Source organism: Mesorhizobium sp. M1227 (genome assembly GCF_040318315.1).
Lineage (GTDB): Bacteria > Pseudomonadota > Alphaproteobacteria > Rhizobiales > Rhizobiaceae > Mesorhizobium.
In genome coordinates, this window is record NZ_JAMYLZ010000002.1 from 205,255 (window position 1) to 224,796 (window position 19,542).

Annotated in this window: 23 protein-coding genes and 1 tRNA gene; 14 read left to right on the plus strand and 10 right to left on the minus strand. The window is 61.9% G+C overall.

Annotated elements, in window-relative coordinates:
- The 3 genes from NKH28_RS04240 to NKH28_RS04250 are packed head-to-tail and all read left to right on the plus strand — an operon-like array spanning window position 1 to window position 2,857.
- Window positions 1-1,176, plus strand: coding sequence for an ABC transporter permease (locus NKH28_RS04240; RefSeq protein ID WP_352501519.1), 1,176 nt, complete (start codon window positions 1-3; stop codon window positions 1,174-1,176).
- Complete coding sequence (locus tag NKH28_RS04245; RefSeq protein WP_352977924.1) at window positions 1,173-2,111, plus strand: ABC transporter ATP-binding protein; 939 nt, start codon at window positions 1,173-1,175, stop codon at window positions 2,109-2,111. Before NKH28_RS04240 ends, NKH28_RS04245 begins: the two co-directional genes overlap by 4 nt.
- Window positions 2,108-2,857: an ABC transporter permease gene (locus NKH28_RS04250; RefSeq protein WP_352501521.1), complete on the plus strand. Its 750-nt coding sequence runs from the start codon at window positions 2,108-2,110 to the stop codon at window positions 2,855-2,857. The genes NKH28_RS04245 and NKH28_RS04250 overlap by 4 nt, the downstream gene beginning before the upstream one ends.
- Before the next feature lie 27 nt (window positions 2,858-2,884).
- On the opposite strand, the gene NKH28_RS04255 is transcribed toward NKH28_RS04250, so the two are convergent.
- Window positions 2,885-3,118 carry a hypothetical protein gene (locus NKH28_RS04255; protein ID WP_023674502.1) on the minus strand — a complete coding sequence of 78 codons (234 nt, stop codon included), beginning with the start codon at window positions 3,116-3,118 and terminating at the stop codon, window positions 2,885-2,887.
- A 79-nt stretch (window positions 3,119-3,197) separates the two neighbouring features.
- Between NKH28_RS04255 and NKH28_RS04260 the strand changes: the two genes are divergently transcribed.
- Window positions 3,198-3,698: a DUF2165 family protein gene (locus NKH28_RS04260; RefSeq protein ID WP_352472005.1), complete on the plus strand. Its 501-nt coding sequence runs from the start codon at window positions 3,198-3,200 to the stop codon at window positions 3,696-3,698.
- A gap of 251 nt (window positions 3,699-3,949) precedes the next feature.
- On the plus strand, window positions 3,950-6,091 hold the full coding sequence (locus NKH28_RS04265; protein ID WP_352501522.1) for a sodium-translocating pyrophosphatase: 2,142 nt from the start codon (window positions 3,950-3,952) through the stop codon (window positions 6,089-6,091).
- 123 nt (window positions 6,092-6,214) lie between these two features.
- Here NKH28_RS04265 and NKH28_RS04270 read toward each other — a convergent pair whose 3' ends face one another.
- The gene (locus NKH28_RS04270) at window positions 6,215-6,748 is read right to left on the minus strand and encodes an outer membrane protein assembly factor BamE (protein ID WP_352472003.1); all 534 of its coding nucleotides are present in this window, start codon (window positions 6,746-6,748) and stop codon (window positions 6,215-6,217) included.
- 114 nt (window positions 6,749-6,862) lie between these two features.
- On the opposite strand from NKH28_RS04270, the gene NKH28_RS04275 reads away from it, so the two are divergent.
- From NKH28_RS04275 to NKH28_RS04305, 7 genes are all read left to right on the plus strand, one after another.
- The gene (locus NKH28_RS04275) at window positions 6,863-7,402 is read left to right on the plus strand and encodes a ubiquinol-cytochrome C chaperone family protein (RefSeq protein ID WP_352501523.1); all 540 of its coding nucleotides are present in this window, start codon (window positions 6,863-6,865) and stop codon (window positions 7,400-7,402) included.
- 40 nt (window positions 7,403-7,442) lie between these two features.
- Window positions 7,443-7,991 (plus strand): YceD family protein, encoded by a 549-nt coding sequence (locus NKH28_RS04280; RefSeq protein WP_352501524.1) that lies wholly within the window; start codon window positions 7,443-7,445, stop codon window positions 7,989-7,991.
- Window positions 7,992-8,114: 123 nt separating this feature from the next.
- The gene (gene plsX, locus NKH28_RS04285) at window positions 8,115-9,185 is read left to right on the plus strand and encodes a phosphate acyltransferase PlsX (RefSeq protein ID WP_352472001.1); all 1,071 of its coding nucleotides are present in this window, start codon (window positions 8,115-8,117) and stop codon (window positions 9,183-9,185) included.
- 9 nt (window positions 9,186-9,194) lie between these two features.
- Window positions 9,195-10,166, plus strand: a complete 972-nt coding sequence (locus NKH28_RS04290; RefSeq protein WP_352682037.1) for a beta-ketoacyl-ACP synthase III — start codon at window positions 9,195-9,197, stop codon at window positions 10,164-10,166.
- A 104-nt stretch (window positions 10,167-10,270) separates the two neighbouring features.
- Window positions 10,271-10,594, plus strand: coding sequence for an integration host factor subunit alpha (locus NKH28_RS04295; RefSeq protein WP_023717292.1), 324 nt, complete (start codon window positions 10,271-10,273; stop codon window positions 10,592-10,594).
- Window positions 10,595-10,838: 244 nt separating this feature from the next.
- Window positions 10,839-11,381 carry a MerR family transcriptional regulator gene (locus tag NKH28_RS04300; RefSeq protein WP_352682035.1) on the plus strand — a complete coding sequence of 181 codons (543 nt, stop codon included), beginning with the start codon at window positions 10,839-10,841 and terminating at the stop codon, window positions 11,379-11,381.
- A 74-nt stretch (window positions 11,382-11,455) separates the two neighbouring features.
- Complete coding sequence (locus tag NKH28_RS04305) at window positions 11,456-11,797, plus strand: hypothetical protein (RefSeq protein ID WP_352501526.1); 342 nt, start codon at window positions 11,456-11,458, stop codon at window positions 11,795-11,797.
- A gap of 126 nt (window positions 11,798-11,923) precedes the next feature.
- Here the strand turns inward: NKH28_RS04305 and NKH28_RS04310 are convergent, their stop codons facing one another.
- Window positions 11,924-12,115 (minus strand): hypothetical protein, encoded by a 192-nt coding sequence (locus NKH28_RS04310; protein ID WP_352977926.1) that lies wholly within the window; start codon window positions 12,113-12,115, stop codon window positions 11,924-11,926.
- A 317-nt stretch (window positions 12,116-12,432) separates the two neighbouring features.
- Here NKH28_RS04310 and NKH28_RS04315 point away from each other — a divergent pair, with 317 nt between their 5' ends.
- Complete coding sequence (locus NKH28_RS04315; protein WP_352471998.1) at window positions 12,433-12,711, plus strand: helix-turn-helix domain-containing protein; 279 nt, start codon at window positions 12,433-12,435, stop codon at window positions 12,709-12,711.
- A gap of 119 nt (window positions 12,712-12,830) precedes the next feature.
- The gene (locus NKH28_RS04320) at window positions 12,831-13,289 is read left to right on the plus strand and encodes a YbaK/EbsC family protein (RefSeq protein WP_352471997.1); all 459 of its coding nucleotides are present in this window, start codon (window positions 12,831-12,833) and stop codon (window positions 13,287-13,289) included.
- 38 nt (window positions 13,290-13,327) lie between these two features.
- Here NKH28_RS04320 and NKH28_RS04325 read toward each other — a convergent pair whose 3' ends face one another.
- From NKH28_RS04325 to NKH28_RS04355, 7 genes are all read right to left on the minus strand, one after another.
- On the minus strand, window positions 13,328-13,522 hold the full coding sequence (locus tag NKH28_RS04325) for a hypothetical protein (protein ID WP_023674517.1): 195 nt from the start codon (window positions 13,520-13,522) through the stop codon (window positions 13,328-13,330).
- A gap of 147 nt (window positions 13,523-13,669) precedes the next feature.
- Window positions 13,670-13,903, minus strand: a complete 234-nt coding sequence (locus NKH28_RS04330; RefSeq protein WP_352471996.1) for a hypothetical protein — start codon at window positions 13,901-13,903, stop codon at window positions 13,670-13,672.
- Window positions 13,904-14,670: 767 nt separating this feature from the next.
- Window positions 14,671-14,747, minus strand: a tRNA-Pro gene (locus NKH28_RS04335).
- Window positions 14,748-14,783: 36 nt separating this feature from the next.
- Window positions 14,784-16,073: an O-antigen ligase family protein gene (locus NKH28_RS04340; protein ID WP_352977928.1), complete on the minus strand. Its 1,290-nt coding sequence runs from the start codon at window positions 16,071-16,073 to the stop codon at window positions 14,784-14,786.
- Entirely contained in the window at window positions 16,070-17,605 is a 1,536-nt protein-coding gene (locus NKH28_RS04345; RefSeq protein ID WP_352542416.1) for an undecaprenyl-phosphate glucose phosphotransferase, read from the minus strand. Before NKH28_RS04345 ends, NKH28_RS04340 begins: the two co-directional genes overlap by 4 nt.
- A 116-nt stretch (window positions 17,606-17,721) precedes the next feature.
- Entirely contained in the window at window positions 17,722-18,846 is a 1,125-nt protein-coding gene (locus NKH28_RS04350) for a glycosyltransferase family 4 protein (RefSeq protein ID WP_352491881.1), read from the minus strand.
- A 12-nt stretch (window positions 18,847-18,858) separates the two neighbouring features.
- Window positions 18,859-19,422 (minus strand): polysaccharide biosynthesis/export family protein, encoded by a 564-nt coding sequence (locus NKH28_RS04355; RefSeq protein WP_352682029.1) that lies wholly within the window; start codon window positions 19,420-19,422, stop codon window positions 18,859-18,861.
- Between the last annotated feature and the right edge of the window lie 120 nt (window positions 19,423-19,542).

A 19,542-nucleotide genomic window follows, 5' to 3' on the forward strand; every position in this document is an offset into this window, starting at 1 on the left:
ATGGGGGAGGGCGTGCGCATCCGGTTCGACAAGCTCGGCGTGGTCATCGCGGCGATATCGGCCTATGCGGCTTTTGCGGCGCCATTCGCCACCTTCCGCGCCAATCGCATCGTACCCGGCGAGGCGCGCTCGATCCTCGAATCTTTGCCTGCGACGGTCGGTCCGCTGTTGATGGCGATTGTCGTCGCAGCGGCGCTCATTGCGCTGCTGAAAACGCCGCTTGCTCTGCGCCTCGCCGCCAGTGTGGTTGCGCTTGCAGCGCTGGCGCTGCTGATCGGCGTCGCCGGCAGTTTCCTGACACCCGCCGGCAACACCTTCGCCCGTATCTCGCCGGCTTCGGGCTTTTGGCTGCTTATCTTCGCCTTCACGCTTCTGCTCGCCGACGTGCTTACGCGGCTGAACCTGTCGCCGCAGGCACGCATCGGCGTGCTTGTTGTCGCCGCCGCGGCGATCGGGCTGCTGCTCGTCTCGGGAAGCTGGAACAGCCTGTCGATCCTCAAGGAATATTTCAATCGCGCTGATAGTTTTTGGGCGGAAGGCTCCAAGCACGTGACGCTGGCGCTGGGTTCGCTGGCGGCTGCGGTGATTATCGGCCTGCCGCTCGGCATCCTCTGCCATCGCGTCGAGAAATTGCGGGCCGGCGTGCTCAACGTGCTGAACATCATCCAGACCATTCCTTCGATCGCGCTGTTCGGCCTCTTGATCGCACCGCTCGGCTGGGTCGCTTCGCATGTGCCGGGAGCTGCCGCGCTCGGTATTCGCGGCATCGGCACGGCGCCGGCTTTCGTCGCCCTGTTCCTCTATTCGCTGCTGCCGGTGGTGGCCAACACCGTGGTCGGCCTCGCCGGTGTGCCGCGTGCCGCCAACGACGCAGCGCGCGGCATGGGCATGACCGACCGCCAGCGGCTGTTCGGCGTCGAGTTTCCGCTGGCTTTCCCGGTGATCCTCACCGGCATCCGCATCGTGCTGGTGCAGAATATCGGCCTCGCCACAATTGCCGCGTTGATCGGCGGCGGCGGCTTTGGCGTGTTCGTATTCCAGGGGGTCGGCCAGACGGCGATGGACCTGGTGCTGCTCGGTGCTGTTCCCACGGTGGTGCTGGCCTTCGCCGCTGCCATCATCCTCGATGCAGTGATCGAAATGAGCGCCAGCAAGCGCAGGGTTGAAACGGCATGATCGAGATCGAAGGCATCAACAAGCGCTACGGCGAGACGACAGTCGTCGACGACGTGTCGATAGTAATCGAGCCGCGCAGCATCGCCGTCATCGTCGGCACCTCCGGCTCCGGCAAGACGACGCTGCTTCGCATGATCAACCGGCTGGTCGAGCCGACATCGGGCGTGATCAAGCTCGACGGCGTCGATAACCGCTCGGTCCCGGATTATGAGCTGCGTCGCAGCATCGGCTATGCCATCCAGGGCCACGGCCTGTTTCCGCATCGCACGGTGGCGCAGAACATCGCCACTGTGCCGGTATTGCTCGGCTGGGACGCCAACCGCATCAAGGCCCGCGTCGACGAGCTGATGACGCTATACCAGCTCGACCCGCAAGCCTACGGGCCACGCTATCCGCATGAGCTTTCCGGCGGTCAGCAGCAGCGCGTCGGCGTCGCCCGGGCGCTTGCCGCGGAACCCAACGTGCTGTTGATGGATGAGCCCTTCGGCGCGCTCGATCCGATCATCCGCAACAAGGCGCAGGAGGATCTGCTGGCGATCCAGAAACGCTTCGGCACCACCATCATCCTCGTCACCCATGACATGGAAGAGGCCGTTCACATGGGCGACAAGATCGCGGTGATGGATGGCGGCAAAGTAGTGCAATATGCCGCGCCGGCCGAGATACTGGCGAAACCGGCCAGCGCGTTTGTCGAGACCCTGGTTGGCGCCAGTGAAAAACCGTTCCGGCTGTTGTCGCTTGGCCGGGTGCGCGACGCGGTGGAAAAAGGCACGGCCGAAGGCGAGGCGATCCCCGGTGACGCCAGCCAACGCGACGCGCTCGCCGAACTCCTGTGGTCGGGCCGCCCGGCACTTCCGGTGAAAGATGCCGACGGCAAGCCGCTTGGCCGCGTCACTGTGGACGGGCTGGTTAAGCGCGCGGCGAGGCCTGCATGAAAGCCTGGCCTCCCTTGCTGCTCAGGCTTGCCCTGGTGGTGGTGCTTATTGCCTTCGTCACCAATCCCGGCTGGTTCGAACCGCTGCTGAAGCCGCTGACAGAGAACAACGCGCCGGTAATCTACAATCAGGGCAGCCTTTTGACGTTGACGCTGCTGCATCTGCGGACCGTGCTGATCGCGACCGTTGCCGCGACGGTCGTTGCGGTCGCGCTCGCCATTCTGGTCACCAGGCCAGCCGGCGCCGAATTCCTGCCGCTGTCGCGCAGCCTGGTCAATATCGGCCAGACCTTTCCGCCGGTGGCGGTGCTGGCGCTTGCCGTGCCGGCCGTCGGCTTCGGCGAAAAGCCGACGCTGATTGCGCTGTTTCTCTACGGACTGCTGCCGATCTTCGAGAATGCGCTGACCGGCCTGACGACGCTGCCGGCCAACGTAGTCGAGGCGGCGCGTGGCGCCGGCATGACCGGCTGGCAAAGACTGGTCAAGGTCGAGCTGCCGCTCAGCGCGCCGATCATTCTCGGTGGTATCCGGCTGTCGGTGGTGATCAGCCTCGCCACCGCGACCATCGGCTCGACGGTAGCGGCGAGGACACTGGGCGAGGTGATCATCGCAGGCCTGCTGTCGAACAACCTCGCCTTCATCCTGCAGGGTGGCCTGATCGTCGCCGCCCTTGCCGTGCTGATCTATGACGGGCTGTCGGCGGTCGAGCGCTACACCGCCCGGCGCATGGGACGCGAGCCCGAGTAGCGTCTCGGGGCGAAGTTCGCTCTTTTTTCAGTGGCCGGTCGACCGCGTCGGATGATCGAGCGTCAGTTCCAGCGTTGTGCCAGTCTCGCCGGTGATCCAGCGGCGGCGGATGATGGCGAAATCGTGCTGTGTGTCGGCTCTAACCACAGAGACCAAGTCGCCCACCGCGCAATCACTGTCGAGATCGAGGGCTTCGACAGTCTCGGCAATGTCTTGCTTGCCGGCATAATGTCTCGCGATGGCTGTGAGCACGATGATCACTGGCCCACCCGTTGCGCGATCTTCGGGACTCGGCGATTGATGAGTGCGATGCCCCGATCTTTCAGCAGGAGTTCTTGCCATGACCGCGCGTTTCTCCAAGATCGTCATGTGTTTGTGTCTGGCGGCTTTCGCCTTCCTCGTCGCCTTCGGCAACATCACCGATTACGGCTCAAACTTCGCCTTTGTCCAGCATGTGCTGAGCATGGACACGACCTTTCCCGGCAATGCACTGATGTACCGCTCGATCACCAACCCGTCGCTGTGGACGGCTGGCTACTGGCTGATCATCATTGGCGAGGCGCTGACCTGCCTGCTTTACCTAATCGCCGCCTGGCAACTCTGGCAGGCGCGCAACGCCAGCGGACAGGCTTTCAACGATGCCAAGAAGTTCGCCATCATTGCCGCCACAATGGGCTTCCTCGTTTGGTATTTCGGCTTCATGGTCGTTGGCGGCGAGTGGTTCGCCATGTGGCAGTCTTCGACTTGGAATGGTCAGGAGGCGGCGTTCAAATTCTACATCACCATGCTGCTGGTGCTGGTCTTCGTCGTCCAGCCGGACGGCGACCCGCGTAAAGCCTGACCACTGTTCGCCGATTTCAACCGATCTAACCGGATGGCAGTGTCGACAGGCGCTGCCGTCCAGCCTTTTGGGCGAAACCCGGGATCTTTTGGGCGAAAGCCGGACAGGAACGGAACAATATCTTGACGTTCCGAGCCCTGTTTCGCATAAGCCGCTGCGAAGGGACGGATTCCGGTTGCGGAAAATTCGTCCCCTGTCTCAACGGCCCGGGGAGGGGTTCTTTTGGGCCACCAATCGAGGAAAATTCGGCAATGACCATAATTTCAGCTGTCATCGCCTGCGGTCTGCTTTCAGTCCTTTACGCCATCTGGGCGACACGTTCGGTCCTCGCGGCCGATCAGGGCAATGCACGCATGCAGGAAATTTCCGCGGCCATCCGCGAAGGCGCTCAGGCTTATCTGGCGCGCCAGTACACCACCATCGCCATCGTCGGCGTCGTGGTCCTGCTGCTTGCCTGGTGGCTGCTTTCGATCACCGCCGCCATCGGCTTCCTGATCGGCGCCGTTCTATCGGGTGCCGCTGGCTTCATCGGCATGCACGTCTCGGTGCGCGCTAATGTGCGTACCGCGCAGGCGGCTTCCAACAGCCTCGCTGCCGGCCTCGAGATCGCCTTCAAGTCGGGCGCCATCACTGGCATGCTGGTTGCTGGCCTGGCCCTGCTCGGCGTCTCGATCTACTACCTGATCCTGACCCAGTTCATGGGTCTGCAGCCAAACGATCGCGTCGTCATCGACTCGCTTGTTTCGCTCGGCTTCGGCGCCTCGCTGATCTCGATCTTCGCCCGTCTCGGCGGCGGCATCTTCACCAAGGGCGCCGACGTCGGCGGCGATCTTGTCGGCAAGGTTGAAGCCGGCATTCCCGAGGACGATCCACGCAATCCGGCCACCATTGCCGACAACGTCGGCGACAATGTCGGCGATTGCGCCGGCATGGCCGCCGACCTGTTCGAGACCTATGCGGTGACCGTGGTCGCCACCATGGTCCTCGCCGCCATCTTCTTCGGTGGCACCGACGTTCTCGGCGCGGCCATGCTCTATCCGCTGGCCATCTGCGGCGCCTGCATTCTCACCTCGATCGTCGGCACTTTCTTCGTCAAGCTCGGTTCCAGCGGCTCGATCATGGGCGCGCTCTACAAGGGCCTGATCGTCACCGGCCTGCTGTCAATTGTCGGCCTTGCCGTGGCCACCTCGGCATGCATCGGCTGGGGTGAGATCGGCACCGTCGCCGGCATGACCATCACCGGCACGAACCTGTTCATCTGCGGCCTTGTCGGCCTTGCGGTGACCGGACTCATCGTGGTGATCACCGAATATTATACCGGCACCAACAAGCGTCCGGTGAACTCCATCGCCCAGGCCTCGGTCACCGGTCACGGCACCAATGTCATCCAGGGCCTCGCGGTCTCGCTGGAAGCGACGGCGTTACCGGCGATCGTCATCGTCGGCGGCATCATCTCGACATACCAGCTCGCCGGCCTCTACGGCACGGCGATCGCGGTGACGACGATGCTTGGCCTCGCCGGCATGATCGTCGCGCTCGATGCCTTCGGCCCGGTCACCGACAATGCCGGCGGCATTGCCGAAATGGCCGGCCTGCCCAAGGAAGTGCGCCAGTCAACCGACGCGCTCGACGCTGTCGGCAACACCACCAAGGCGGTAACCAAGGGCTACGCCATCGGTTCGGCCGGCCTCGGCGCGCTGGTGCTGTTCGCGGCCTACTCTAACGACCTGAAGTTCTTTGCCGCCAATGGCGACAAATACCCCTACTTCCAGGGTATGGGCGACGTCTCCTTCGACCTCTCCAATCCTTACGTCGTCGCCGGCCTGATCTTCGGTGGCCTGATCCCGTATCTGTTCGGCGGCATCGCCATGACCGCCGTCGGCCGCGCCGCGGGTGCTATCGTCCAGGAGGTGCGCAAGCAGTTCCGGGAGGATCCGGGCATCATGGCAGGCACCTCGAAGCCGAACTATGCGCGAGCCGTCGACCTTCTGACCAAGGCAGCGATCCGGGAGATGATCGTTCCGTCATTGCTGCCGGTGCTGGCGCCGCTGGTGGTCTATTTCGGCGTCCTCCTGATCTCCGGTTCGAAGGCATCCGCCTTTGCCGCGCTCGGCGCCTCGCTGCTCGGCGTCATCGTCAACGGCCTGTTCGTCGCCATCTCGATGACCTCCGGCGGCGGCGCCTGGGACAACGCCAAGAAGTCGTTCGAAGATGGTTTCGTCGACAAGGACGGCCTCAAGCACATCAAGGGCTCCGAAGCGCACAAGGCTTCGGTGACCGGCGACACGGTCGGCGATCCCTACAAGGATACTGCCGGCCCAGCGGTCAACCCGGCGATCAAGATCACCAACATCGTCGCGCTGCTGTTGCTGGCCGTTCTCGCGCACGGCTAAGCTCGGCCGCTATGGCCTTAAAACAAAACCCGCGGGATCGCTCCCGCGGGTTCTTCATTGCCTGAGATATGCCGCTTACAGGGAAGCGAAAGGAATGGAAGGAAGCCGACACCCTCGGGTGGATCAGCTGCCGCCGAGCGTGCTGCCGCCGCTGGCGCCGGGAATACCAGGCGCCAGCTTGCTGGCGCCACTGATGATCTGGCTGAGGAAGTTCTGGTCCTTGCCGCCGGTCGGCGTGGTGCGCGAGATGAAGTCGAACACCTTGCCGTCTTTCAAGCCGTAATTGGCGATCTGGGTGACGCGCCCGTCATCGCCAAAATAGACCGCCAGCACATGCTGGTCGACCAGCCGCGGCTTGTCGAAGGCGACATAGCGCTTGCGCGTCTGCGAAATGTAATAAAAGGCCTCGTTATCGAAGGTCGCCTTCGTCGAGGGAGTGCCGAGCGCCAGCAGCACCTGTTCGCGGCTTGAGCCGACCGGCACCAGGTCGATCGCCTGCTGGTCTATGACGTAGCCTTGCGTCAGCGTCTCGCTCGGATTGAGATCGCCGATCATCTTGGACGAATTGCAGGCGGAAAGTGCCGCAGCGATCACCAGCAGCGAAACCGCACCGCCGGGCTTGGGCAGGAAAGTCGACTTGAATTTCAGCGCGCGCAACTACAACTCCATAAGCTGGCCGCAACTTGCGCTGGGCCGCAAAACCGGTAAACCAGCTTGCTTGCCGATGCAACAAGGCCACTTCAACAAACGGTCCCGGGAGACCACCCTCAAATGTTCCAGCGCCTCTTTGGCCGCGAACGACATGCCAACCGCGCCATCACCGAGGCGCTTTACGCACAAATCGTGGCGGCGGCGCGGCAAACGGTGTTTTATTCCGCCTGGAACGTACCGGACACGCCGCTCGGCCGCTTCGAGATGCTGTCGTTGCACATGTTCCTGTTTCAGCACCGGTTGCGAGGCGAGGGCGGTGCTGCGGCAGAGGTTGCGCAGGTGCTGATCGACGAGTTCTTCATGGATGTCGAACATTCGTTGCGTGAATTGGGCATTGGCGACGTCGGCGTGCCGAAGCGAATGCGGAAACTGGCGAAAATGTTCTATGGCCGTACCGCCGCCTATGATGATGCGCTGCAAAGAAATGACCATGATGCACTCGCCGTCGCCCTTGCCCGCAATGTCAGGCCGGATGCCGGCGCCTGGCCGCAAGCGTCGCAACTGGCACTCTATGCCGCCGATGCATCAAGGCAACTCGCGGAACAGCCGACCGAATCGATCGTTTCCGGAACGGTGTCATTTCCCGTGGCCAACGCTTGAGCGACGGCAGGCCGATGAAGGTGGCGAAGTGGAGGCGAAGATGAAATACCCTGATACCCACAGCCCAGTGTCATTCCTGGCAAATGTCGCCCGGCTGCCGCAAAAGGGGCTGCCGGTGGTGATCGATGCCGACGCTGGCCAGCGCGCCCTGCTGGCCGTCGAGCACGAGCTGCTTTCGGTCGAGAACTATCGCGCCGAACTCCTGGTCGAGCCCTGGAAACGCAACGGGGTGAAAGTCAGCGGCCATGTTGAGGCCGATATAACGCAGGCCTGCATCGTCACCCTCGACCCGGTCGAGGCGCATATCGACGAGCCGGTCGAAGCGCTGTTCCTGCCGGAGCAATCCAAGCTCGGGCGGCAAGGTTTCGACGGCGGCGGTGAGATCCTGCTCGACGCCGAAGGCCCGGACAGCCCGGAAACCTTTTCCGGCGATGCGATCGACGTCGGGGCGCTTGCCGAGCAGTTCTTTGGCTTGGCGATCGATCCATATCCGCGCAAGCCGGGTGTATCGCTGGAGGCCGCCGGCGATGCCGAGCCTGTGGAGAATGAATTCCAGCAAAAGCTCAGATCACTGTTGGGAAAATCCTGATGGCTGACCCAATTTGAGAAAAGTTGGTTGTGCGGCAGCCCAAAACCGTTATTTTCGCCGAACCTTCGCGAGCCCCGCACCTTGGCAAGCCCGCTGGCCAATCAACCGTGAGATGAACACCGCGTGATCAGGATTTCCATCGATGCCATGGGCGGCGATCACGGGCCAAGCGTGGTGATCCCGGCGCTCATGACTGTCGCCACCCGCCGTCCGGATATACGCTTCGTCATTTATGGGCGCGAAGAAGTGGTACGGCCCGAACTCGCCAAATTCCCCAAGCTGGCGGAAGTGAGTGAGTTCGTGCACTGCGAGATCGCAGTGCGGATGGACGACAAGCCGAGCCAGGCGCTGCGCCATGGCCGCTGGAAGTCATCGATGTGGAAGGCCGTCGAGGCGGTCAAGGCAGGCACTGCCGACGCCTGCATCTCGGCCGGCAATACCGGCGCGCTGATGGCAATGTCCAGATTCTGCCTTCGCACCATGGCGACCATCGATCGCCCGGCAATCGCGGCGCTCTGGCCGACATTGCGCGGCGAGAGCGTGGTGCTGGACGTCGGCGCCACCATTGGCGCGGATGCGCATCAACTGGTTGACTTTGCCATTCTGGGCACCGGCATGGCGCGCTCGGTTTTCGGCATCGAACGGCCGAGCGTCGGGCTGCTCAATGTCGGCGTCGAGGAGATCAAGGGTCAGGAAGAGGTCAAGGAGGCGGGTCGTATGTTGCGCGAGGCCAACATGGCCTCGATGAACTACCATGGCTTTGTCGAGGGTGACGACATCGGCAAGGGCAGTGTCGACGTCGTCGTTACCGAGGGATTTGCCGGCAACATCGCGCTGAAGACGGCGGAAGGCACCGTTAGGCAGATCGCCGGCTATCTGCGCGCGGCGATGAACCGGACGCTGATGGCCAGGATCGGCTATATCTTCGCCAAGACCGCCTTCGATCGCCTGCGCGAGAAGATGGATGTCGGCCGCTCCAATGGCGGCGTCTTCCTCGGATTGAACGGCATCGTGGTGAAGAGCCATGGCGGGGCTGATTCGGATGGCTTCGCGGCGGCGATCGAGCTTGGCTACGACATGGTGCGCAACAATCTGCTTGACCGCATCGAAGCCGATCTCGACCTGTTCCATGCCCGCAATCCGAATGCCCAGACAATCCGGAAATCCGACGTCGTCATCGACGCAAAGGAATAGGAAAGAGCATTGATCAGATCCGTCGTGCGTGGCACGGGCGCCGCGCTGCCCCGCCGCATTATGAAGAATGCCGATTTCGAAGGCATGGTCGAGACGTCGGACGAGTGGATCGTCCAGCGCACCGGCATTCGCCAGCGCCACATTGCGGCCGACGACGAGACGACGGCCTCGCTGGGCGAGGCGGCAGCGCGCGCGGCCCTCGACAGCGCCGGCCTGACGGCTGACGATATCGACCTGATCGTGCTGGCGACCTCGACGCCGAACAACACCTTTCCCGCGACCGCGGTCGAGATCCAGAACCGGCTCGGCATGCACCACGGTTTTGCCTTCGACCTGCAGGCGGTCTGCTCCGGCTTCGTCTATGCAGTGACGACCGCCGACCTCTATATCCGCGGCGGCTTGGCCAGACGGGTACTGGTGATCGGCTCGGAAACATTTTCGCGTATTCTCGACTGGAACGACCGCTCGACCTGCGTTTTGTTCGGCGACGGCGCCGGCGCGATGGTGCTGGAAGCAGGCACGGGGGCAGGCGGCATCGCCGACCGAGGCGTTCTGGCGGCCAGCCTGCGCTCCGACGGCATCCACAAGGACAAGCTTTTTGTCGACGGTGGGCCGTCGACCACCGGAACGGTCGGGCACCTCAGGATGGAAGGCCGCGAAGTGTTCAAGCATGCGGTCGGCATGATCACCGACGTCATCGAGGCGACGTTCGCACAGGCCGGCATCGGCGCCGCCGATCTCGACTGGTTCGTGCCGCATCAAGCCAATAAACGAATTATTGACGCTTCGGCCAAAAAGCTCGGGATAGAGGAGCGGAAGGTGGTGGTGACCGTCGATTTGCACGGTAATACCTCGGCGGCTTCCGTGCCGCTGGCACTGTCCGCAGCCGTCGCCGACGGTCGCATCAGAAAGGGTGACCTGGTACTGCTCGAGGCGATGGGCGGCGGCTTCACCTGGGGTGCCGTCCTGCTCCGCTGGTAAGTGCCGAACTATCGGGTTCGGGTCCTTGACCTTGACGGATCAATTACTTAGGTTCTGCCGTTGCTTGTATCGATTTATGTTTTTGAGCTGATGGGACGGTTCGTATGGGGGGAAAGACACTTACGCGCGCCGACCTCGCCGAAGCCGTTTACCGCAAGGTTGGGCTGTCACGTACTGAATCGGCCGAGCTTGTCGAGGCGGTGCTGAATGAGATCTGCGAGGCGATCGTTCGCGGCGAGACGGTGAAGCTGTCGTCCTTCGCGACTTTCCACGTCCGCTCCAAGAACGAGCGCATCGGGCGCAATCCCAAGACCGGTGAGGAAGTGCCGATCCTGCCGCGCCGGGTGATGACCTTCAAGTCGTCGAACGTACTGAAGAACCGTATCCTGCGCTCCCATCAAAACAGCAAAGCCAAGGGCAGCAAGTAGCCGCCCAATCCCCCTTTGCCAAGAATCATGCTCCAGGCTTCGGTTGAAAAATGAACCCGGCTTTTGCGCCGGGCTTGAATATTGTTTCATAAACCGCTGAAATAAGATGCGATTCGGTAGGCCGGATCGGTATTGGGTGTGATCCGTTCCGCCGGGACGGAAAGCTGCTCTCTTTGTTAAGCGTGATGTCGCCCGAACCCGGTTCCCGCCTTTCGCGATCATGCTCTAGCGTGAGGATTCGTCCATGGACAAGAGCCCTGATGCTTTCCGCACCATCAGCGAGGTCGCGGAGGATCTGGATTTGCCGCAGCACGTGCTGCGTTTCTGGGAGACGCGTTTCAACCAGATCAAGCCGATGAAGCGCGGCGGCGGCCGCCGCTACTACCGTCCGCAGGACGTCGAACTGATCAAGGGTATTCGTCATATGCTCTACGACCAGGGCTATACGATCAAGGGCGTGCAGAAGCTGTTGCGCGAGAACGGCAACCAGTTTCTGATCGCCGTCGGCAGTGGCGACATGGCGGCGGTCGAGGCGATCTCGCAGCGCCGACAGGCCGACACGGTACCGCTGACGCAAGCGGCGCAGCCGCGCGGCCCGGACGACGAAATGCTGGTTGGCCAGCCGAGGGTGAAACCCAGCCGTCGTTTTTTCGGTATGGGCAAGACCGACGAGGAAGGTCCGGTTCCGCCGGACACGTCAAAACTTTCCCGTGACAATCGCGCGTTGCTGCAGGAGGCGCTGTTCGACCTCCTGGAATGCAAGCGCCTGCTCGATCAGGTTCGCTAGAGCCCGCCGGGTTGACCGGAACGGTCTTCAGGGTCATGCGTTAGGCTTCCTTCTGCAGATGAAGGAAGCACGTCATGGCATCGCTTTCGAGCATCTCCGACACCGATCTCAACAAGCAGGTCGCGGCCTTGGCCAGGGAACTGGCCACCTTGAAGAAAGCCGTGTTGAAGCAGGGCGGCGCCTTTTACGAAGACGGGCGCGATACCGCGTCGGATTACTATTCGGATATCACTGAGCGGCTCGGCAACGCCTTGCCGGCAATCAGAAGGCAAGGCCGGGCGATCGAGAAGACCGCCCGAGATCACCCGGCGACGGCGGCCGCTGTCGGGCTGGTTCTGGTCGGGCTCGTCGCCAGTCTATTCCTCGGCGGCCGACAGCAAAACGCGCCGCGAGCGCGTTCAAGGTCGGCACGTTAAGAAAAGCAAATGGCGGTGGTCAGCGGACCGCCGCCATTTTTCGCCGACACGGCAAACCCGGCAAGCGCGCCGCCCTTGATCCAGGACCAGAACGGCTGACTGCGGGTTGTTCGCCCGAGGGTGTTTTCAGTACTTCTTCGCGACAACCTTCTTGTGATGGTGGCGGTAGTGGTGGACGCGGTGATGGTAGTGATGGCGGTGATGCTTCTTGACGATGGTGTGCATCGTCGTCGCATTCGCGCTGCTTGCGCCGATGATCGGCATCGAGAGGGCAAGTGCGATTGCAAGTCCAAGAGCGGAGAGAAGAGGCTTCTTCATGACATCGTTTCCTTTTTGCGCAGGCGGAATTTGAGCGTCACTGATTCAGGTCGGTGACTCGAGCGCTGCGGTTGGGACTATCGCCTTGGAGTTTTTCGGCAGTTTCTCCGGCCTGTAGAATTTTGTTTCCGAACTGTGTCTGCTGAGGATCCGGCCAGATGTCAGCTCGCCGGCATCCGCCATCCATTCCGGCGTCGGTTCACGATGCCGTGACGCTATCTTTGATGCTTGGCAAATCACCGGCGAGCGGGCATTCTCCCGATCGTCTCAGGCAACAACATGATTTGATCTAACTCTTTCATCCCACGGAGTTGCCAATGCCCCAAATAGCAAAACGCGAACCTTATTCCGAACTGGCGGCGAGCGCGGTTACGCCTGAACGCAGTGCCGTCCGAACCGCCCGGGAAGCCCGTGGATACAGCATCGAAGAGCTGTCCCTGGCGTGCGGGCTGGCAGCCTATGAGATTGCCGACGTTGAAAGCGGCAAGGATGCCGATCCCTCGAAACGTCGGCGTATTGCCTCCGCGCTTCAACTTCCGGAAAGCGCTCTGTTTGACGAAGCCGTGTTGCCTGCCAAAAGGCGATCCGTGTCGTAGTGACGTGTCATGCTTTTATTCCACGAGCTCGCCATGGGTCGCCCTGGCGGGCTTCGTTTTTTCGGCCACGTAGTGGACTTGCCGGCCGCCACGGCGACGCCAGACGGAAATTGCTGGAGATGAGCCTCGAATCCGTTCGCGCCTTCTTCGCCGCACACGCGGCCGACATTGACGTCATCGTCACGGAGGCAAGCTCGGCGACGGTGGCTCTGGCCGCCGAAGCGCATGGCGTAGCGCCGGCGCAGATTGCCAAGACGATCTGCTTGCGCGCCGGCGACCAGACGATGCTGATCGTGGCCAGCGGGATCTCCAGGCTGGACAATCGCAAATTCAAGGACCGGTTTGGTGGCAAGGCGCGAATGCTGGACGCCGACCAGGTGCTCGCCGCGACCAACCATCCCGTCGGTGGGGTGTGCCCGTTCGGCCTACCGGCGCCGCTCCCGGTCTACTGCGACATCTCGCTGCGCGCCTTTGACGAGGTCGTCCCGGCGGCAGGCGCGACGAATGCCGCCGTGCGGCTCAGCCCGCAACGCCTGGCCGAACTCGTCGACGCCGAGTGGGTGGATGTGTGCCAGTAGCGATTTATCCGGGTCGTGGAATCCGCTGAGCGTAACCGCTACTCGGTCTTCTGTGGCTCTTCTTTCTTGATCGTCTGAGCGTCCGTGACAGTCGACATATCGGCCTTCTCGACGCTTGCTGTCTTCGTCTGCGTGTCGACCGATGCCTGAACCTTGGAATGCGCGGGGCAATCCGCAGAGGCAGCTGATATGGACATGGTCAGTGCCGCGGCTATTGCGAGGAATGTCTTCATGATCATTCTCCTCTTTCGTTCGATGGGTAAAGTTAGCCCGTCTGGCACCGACCGCAAAATCACATTTGTTCACACGCGCTCCTGCGCACACGGAAGCCGACGCTGGGCCAGTGATTCAAATGGCTGCGCGGATAGCCGCTTGCCGTATCAAGGCCCACTGGCTCCGGCCGGAGGATTTTTGGCGTTAAAGATCTCGCCGCTCAGAGCCAGTCTCAAATCTTCGGCGCTGAGCTGACCACTTTCAAATAAATCCATCACTCTGCGGCCGAGCACTTCTCTGCCTGGATCTCCATCAGCGAGGCCTAGTTCACGGCATCGGGCATCAAGTGCCTTGGTCAACATGGTCAGCTCGGCAGGACAGGCAACTCCTTGAAGCGACATTGCATCTCTCCCGAAAAGGGCGAAAGCGCGTGGCATCTTCGTAGCGTCCGCTCGCCCTTACAACTGCGGACGACGGCAATTCAACTAGAGCCAACCTTTTTCGAACTCAACATTCAAACGTACCAAAACGCCGCGCGCTCCAATGCGAGGATCCTGCTACAATACGGTATGGCCGTCCGAATAGCGGTTGTCCTCGCGCTTCTTTTCGCCTTCGCCTACGGTTTCGCAAAACTCGCGGAACATTATCGCAGCGTTGGCGACAGGCCCTCTCCGTGTGAAGAATTGCCCTATCCTGATTGTCCTGACCAAAAAGCTCCTCCCCGGGAAGAAACTGAGCCTTGAGCGCGCGCCTGTTCAGGCCAGGCCAGCCGTCGGGATTGAATTAGTTCTTTCCAACCGATGGTTGGTGGACGCATTGCAGCTGATGCGCCTAGGGTTCAGTACGATCCGCGCGCACCGGGCATGCCCAACCCCCGAGTCACCCCTGCCTGATGCAAGGCGCCTGATCGAGTCCCGCCGTTCTGGCATGTGCGGCGGGACCTTTTCTCACGATAAAGGTTGGCGTACGCAGCAAAGCTTACCTAGCCATTACCGCGCGGTTTCTCGGTGGGCTTCTGGCTAGACGCCAGCCTCCGTGCCTCGCGCACGAGTGATGCGTGATCGGTTCCCTCGATGAGATCACGCCTGCGTATGTTGCGCTGCTGCAGTGCGGCTATCGTCTGTACAGCCAGTTTTGGGGGAAAACTGGCTAAGCCTTTGGATTTTAATGGTCGGAGTGGCCGGATTCGAACCGACGACCCCTTGACCCCCAGTCAAGTGCGCTACCGGGCTGCGCTACACTCCGGACCGGTCGCGATGTATCGTGATAGACCGGGTCCGGTCAACCGAATTCGGTTGCTGTCTTGCCTGAAGCAACCGCGACGGGGATTGCCGGTCGCTGCGTCGCCCGCAGCTGCCACTGGTGGCGGTATTCGAGCGCGATGGCACCCCAGATCAAGCCGAGCAGCAGGTAGACATGGCGCCAGTGGTCGATGTCGATGAAGGTGCCGAGCCCGATATTGCCGATGAAGGCGACGTAGGCGCATAGAAGATAAGGCTGCCACGGCCGGTCGCGCAGCAGAATGCGGAAGCCGGCGGCGATCGTCCAGCACGTCAGCGTCAGGAACGACACGAAGCCGAGCCAGCCGTAATCCATCAGCATCTTCAGCCAGATGTCGTGCGTGTCCTCGCCGAAGATCTTGCCGAAGACGAGCGGGCCGATGCCGAAAGGATGCTCCAGTGCCATCTGAAAGCCGATCGTATAGCGGGCGAAGCGGCCGAGCCGGGCGGTGTCGTAGCTTTGTTCGAGCTGTGCGCGGTTCGAGAACATCTCGGCGACGCCTGGCAGTTGCAGGATGACGATCATTGCGATGACCAGCAGTCCGACGGCGGCGATGGTCATGACGACGACGCGCAGCTTGAACTTGCCGCTGGCGCTCTGCAGGAACAAGGCACCGGTCAAAAGGATCGCCGAAACGGCGAACATGCCCCAGGCGCCGCGCGAAAAGGAAAAGAAGATGCCGGCGGTGATGATCAGCAGCGGCATAGCCAATAGAGGCATGCGCGCGACCGAGCCGGTAAGCAGCAGATAGAGCAGGTAGATGCCCGGCAGCACCAGGAACGGACCGAACACGTTCGGGTCCTGGAAGGCGCCGGCGGCACGGTCGTATTTGGTGAAGATCTCCGCTCCTGGAAAGGCATGGAAATAGCCGGCTATGCCGACCAGCGAAGTCAGCACCGCCGACACCACATAGGCGACGAAGATCACCCGGTAGAGACTGGGCCTGACGGCCGTTACCGAAGCGAAAAAAACCGCGGTTAAGGCCAGGAACAGCGAGACGGCGAGATAGAGCGGCGTGCCGGCGAGGTCCGACATCTGCGTCATCGAGATCATGCCGCCGATGTTCACGATAACCAGCAGCACCAGCAGCGGCACCGCCGCGCGCTGTATACGCATGCCGAACAAGGGCCACACCACGATCAGCCCGATCATGTAGAGATCGTACGGCGCGGGCTCGGCAATGACGAAACCGGACAGGAAAACGCCGAGGAAAACCGCCCCCGACGCAATCAGTGCAATCAGCTTGGCGTTGACCGCCGCCGCCGGCAATACATAGGCCGTCGCGCTCAATATGCGTTTTCCGTGTTGAGCAGTCGGATCGGCGTCAGGAACAGGATTTTGAGGTCGAACAAGAGCGACCAGTTCTCGATATAATAGAGGTCGTATTCCGTCCGCATGCGAATCTTCTCGTTGGTGTCCATCTCGCCGCGCCAGCCATTGATCTGCGCCCAGCCGGTCACACCGGGTTTGACCTTGTGGCGAGCGAAATAGCCGTCGACCACTTCATTGTAGAGGAGGTTGTGCGACTGCGCGGCAATGGCGTGCGGGCGCGGCCCGACCAGCGACAGCGAACCGAACAGCGAATTGAAGAACTGCGGCAGTTCGTCGACCGAGGTCTTGCGGATGAAGCGGCCGACGCGGGTGACGCGCGGATCGTTCTTGGTCACGGTCTGTTTGGCCGTCGGGTCCGCCTTGTCGGTATACATCGAACGGAACTTGTAGACGTCGATGATCTCGTTGTTGAAGCCGTGCCGCTTCTGATGGAACAGCACCGGCCCCTTGCTGTCGAGTTTGATCGCGATTGCGGTCGCCAGCATCACCGGCGAGAACACGATGATGCCGATGATCGAAAAGACGATGTCGAAGGCGCGCTTGGCGACCGAATCCCAGTCGTTGATCGGCTTGTCGAAGATATCGAGCATCGGCACCGAGCCGATGTAGGAATAGGCGCGCGGCCTGAACTGCAGCGCGTTCGAATGCGCCGATAGCCGGATGTCGACCGGCAGCACCCACAGCTTCTTCAATAACTGCAGCACGCGCGATTCAGCGGTTAGCGGCAGCGATACGATCAGCATGTCGATGCGCGCGATGCGGGCAAATTCGATGAGTTCGGAAATTGTGCCGAGCTTGGGATAACCGGCGACAACCGGCGGCGACCGCTTGTCGCCGCGGTCGTCGAAGATGCCGCAGATGCGGATGTCGTTGTAGGGCTGCCTTTCGACCGAGCGGATCAATACCTCCGCCGCCTTGCCGCCGCCGACGATGACGGCCCGGCGCTCCATCCGCCCGTCGCGCGCCCAGCGCCGGATCAGCTTCGACATCACCAGGCGGAGACCCAGGATCAGCACGAAACCGACGACGAACCACGTGCCGAAGAGCAGGCGCGAATAGTCTTCCGACATTTTCATGGTGAAGGCGGTGAGCGCCATCAAGGCGAATGTTCCGGCCCAGACCAGCAGGAGACGGCCGAAATTGGCGATCGGCCGCATCAGCGCGACGATCTGGTAGCGGTCGGTGACGTCGAACAGAACGACCGCGAGGAACGAGGTGGCGGCGATCGTCAGTGAGTATTGCCAGGCAAGATAGTTGAAAAAGCCGACATAATAGAAATAGACGGCAAGACCTGACACCAACAGCAACGCGAATTCCACCATGCGCAGGACGCCGCTCACCATGATCGGCGACATCGTATCGCGCCGGTATTGCGAGGCGACCTGGCGGGCAACATCGTTCATGCCGCCGGCCGTATTGTTCTCGGCAGGGGCGTCGAATTTGCGCACCGCGTCTAGCGAAAAACGGCGCGCTGGGTCGATTTCGTTCATGGGGCGTCCGCAGGTTTCCCTCAGGTGAATAGCAAAAGAGAGCTAAGAAACCCTTGAAACAACGGATGGCTTTGGAGACGCTTTCACCAGGAGCAGCCCGGTGGAAACCCGTTGTTCTATTTTTTGAGCGCGGCGAAATAGGCCTTTTCGATTTCGGCGGCCATTACATCGGCGCCGAAGCGTGCCTTGAGGTCGGCGAGGCCGGGCATCAGGCCTTTGTAGGTGTCGAGATCGGCCAATGCGGCGCTTATCTTGTCGCCAAGTTCGCGCGGGTCGGGCCGGATCAGGACAGGTGAGCCGGTGTCGAAGATTTCCGGTATGCCGCCGACCGCCGTCGCGATGATCGGCTTGCCGGCGGCGAGCGCTTCCAGAACTATATAGGGCATGGCTTCCGCGCGCGAGGGAACGACGACCAGTTCGGCCAGCGTGAAGGCGAGCCTGGCCGGCATCGGCGCCAGGAAGCTGACCTCGAGGCCGAGCTGATTCACCTGGGCGCGATAGCGCGCCAGGTCGTCGCCGTCGCCGACCATCAGCGCTTTCAATGGGCGGCCGAGCCGTGTCGCGGCTAGCCCCAGCGCATCGATGAAGATGTCCGGGCCTTTGAGGTCTCGCATCATGCCGATATAGAGGAGGTCAACCGCATTGTGCTCGGTCCGCACCGGCTCGAACTCGGCGGCGCGCAGGCCGTTGTGGACGAGAGCGTTCGGAATGGGCGGCTCGCCGACCTTCCTGCGATAAGTCCGCCGCTCATAATCGGAAACAAACAGCAGGCAATCGGTGAAGCGAGCCATGAAGCGCTCGAGCGCGAAGAACAGCTTCCCCATGGCGGTGGTCTCGTCATAGTGAAGCGAGCCGCCATGCGGCGAATAAAGGCGGGCTACGCGAGACCTGGATACCCGCAACAATGAGCCAAACAGACGGGCATAGGCGCCACCTTTGGCGCCATGCCCGTGCAGCACGTCCGGCCGCAATTCTTTTATGATCCTGTAGGTGCGCCGGGCCGAGGCGAGATCGCCTGGCCCGACATGACGCTGCATCGGGGTGCGGTGAATGCCGAGCGCCAGGCTGCCTTTCATCTGTTCGAACAGCCGTTCCTCGAAATCGCCGCCCGTCGTCGAATCGCAGACGATGCCGACGGCATGGCCGGCGGCGACCTGAGCCTCGGTCAGGTCGCGCACATGCCGGAAGATGCCTCCGACCGGTGAGCGAAAGCAGTGGACGATCCTGAGTGTGTCCGCCACTTTGTCAGCACATCAAAACAGGCGTTCGCGAACATAGACTGTATCGCCGGGCAGCAGCGGGTCGGAGATCACCACGCGTCCGGTTATCACCTTGCCGTTGATGTCGCGGGTAATGTCGACGCTTTCCTGGTTGGCGCGTGGCGTGAACCCGCCGGCGATGGCGACGGCTTTCTGCACGGTCAGGCCTGGAACGTAGGAATACTGCCCCGCCGCACCCACTTCACCCATGACGAAGATCGGCCGGTAGCGATCGATTTCTACCGAAACATCGGGATCCCGCAAATAACCCTGGCGCAGTTTCTCGGCGATCTCGCTTTCAAGCTGTTGGGCGGTGTGGCCGCGCGCCGGCACGTTGCCAACGAGCGGCAGCGAGAGATAGCCGGACTGATCGACGCTGTAGGTATTGGTCAGTCCTTCCTGCTCGAACACGGTTACGCGGACGCGGTCGCCGGCGCCGAGGCGATAGGGCTGGTCGAGAACTTCATGGAATGCGGCCGGCGTCGGCCGGTAGCTGGAGCAGCCCGAAAGCATCGATACGGCAAGCAGCGCGCGGAAAAGGGGAGCAGTGCTTTTCATGAGCGGACACGTACCTTTGAATAGCCGGCGACTCTGCGGCAAACCTTAACGATCGAGCTCGGTTATCATCCTGTCAGGGTTAATGGCCGGTAAAGGCGCGCGGCCGATGCGGGCCGGATC

Bases quoted from the DNA above. Each gene is read 5' to 3' on its own strand.
- NKH28_RS04240 (WP_352501519.1), top strand. From the start codon at position 1: ATGGGGGAGGGCGTGCGCATCCGGTTCGACAAGCTCGGCGTGGTCATC.
- NKH28_RS04245 (WP_352977924.1), top strand. From the start codon at position 1,173: ATGATCGAGATCGAAGGCATCAACAAGCGCTACGGCGAGACGACAGTC.
- NKH28_RS04250 (WP_352501521.1), top strand. From the start codon at position 2,108: ATGAAAGCCTGGCCTCCCTTGCTGCTCAGGCTTGCCCTGGTGGTGGTG.
- NKH28_RS04260 (WP_352472005.1), top strand. From the start codon at position 3,198: ATGACCGCGCGTTTCTCCAAGATCGTCATGTGTTTGTGTCTGGCGGCT.
- NKH28_RS04265 (WP_352501522.1), top strand. From the start codon at position 3,950: ATGACCATAATTTCAGCTGTCATCGCCTGCGGTCTGCTTTCAGTCCTT.
- NKH28_RS04275 (WP_352501523.1), top strand. From the start codon at position 6,863: ATGTTCCAGCGCCTCTTTGGCCGCGAACGACATGCCAACCGCGCCATC.
- NKH28_RS04280 (WP_352501524.1), top strand. From the start codon at position 7,443: ATGAAATACCCTGATACCCACAGCCCAGTGTCATTCCTGGCAAATGTC.
- NKH28_RS04295 (WP_023717292.1), top strand. From the start codon at position 10,271: ATGGGGGGAAAGACACTTACGCGCGCCGACCTCGCCGAAGCCGTTTAC.
- NKH28_RS04300 (WP_352682035.1), top strand. From the start codon at position 10,839: ATGGACAAGAGCCCTGATGCTTTCCGCACCATCAGCGAGGTCGCGGAG.
- NKH28_RS04305 (WP_352501526.1), top strand. From the start codon at position 11,456: ATGGCATCGCTTTCGAGCATCTCCGACACCGATCTCAACAAGCAGGTC.
- NKH28_RS04310 (WP_352977926.1), bottom strand. From the start codon at position 12,115: ATGAAGAAGCCTCTTCTCTCCGCTCTTGGACTTGCAATCGCACTTGCC.
- NKH28_RS04315 (WP_352471998.1), top strand. From the start codon at position 12,433: ATGCCCCAAATAGCAAAACGCGAACCTTATTCCGAACTGGCGGCGAGC.
- NKH28_RS04320 (WP_352471997.1), top strand. From the start codon at position 12,831: ATGAGCCTCGAATCCGTTCGCGCCTTCTTCGCCGCACACGCGGCCGAC.
- NKH28_RS04325 (WP_023674517.1), bottom strand. From the start codon at position 13,522: ATGAAGACATTCCTCGCAATAGCCGCGGCACTGACCATGTCCATATCA.
- NKH28_RS04330 (WP_352471996.1), bottom strand. From the start codon at position 13,903: ATGTCGCTTCAAGGAGTTGCCTGTCCTGCCGAGCTGACCATGTTGACC.
- NKH28_RS04345 (WP_352542416.1), bottom strand. From the start codon at position 17,605: ATGAACGAAATCGACCCAGCGCGCCGTTTTTCGCTAGACGCGGTGCGC.
- NKH28_RS04355 (WP_352682029.1), bottom strand. From the start codon at position 19,422: ATGAAAAGCACTGCTCCCCTTTTCCGCGCGCTGCTTGCCGTATCGATG.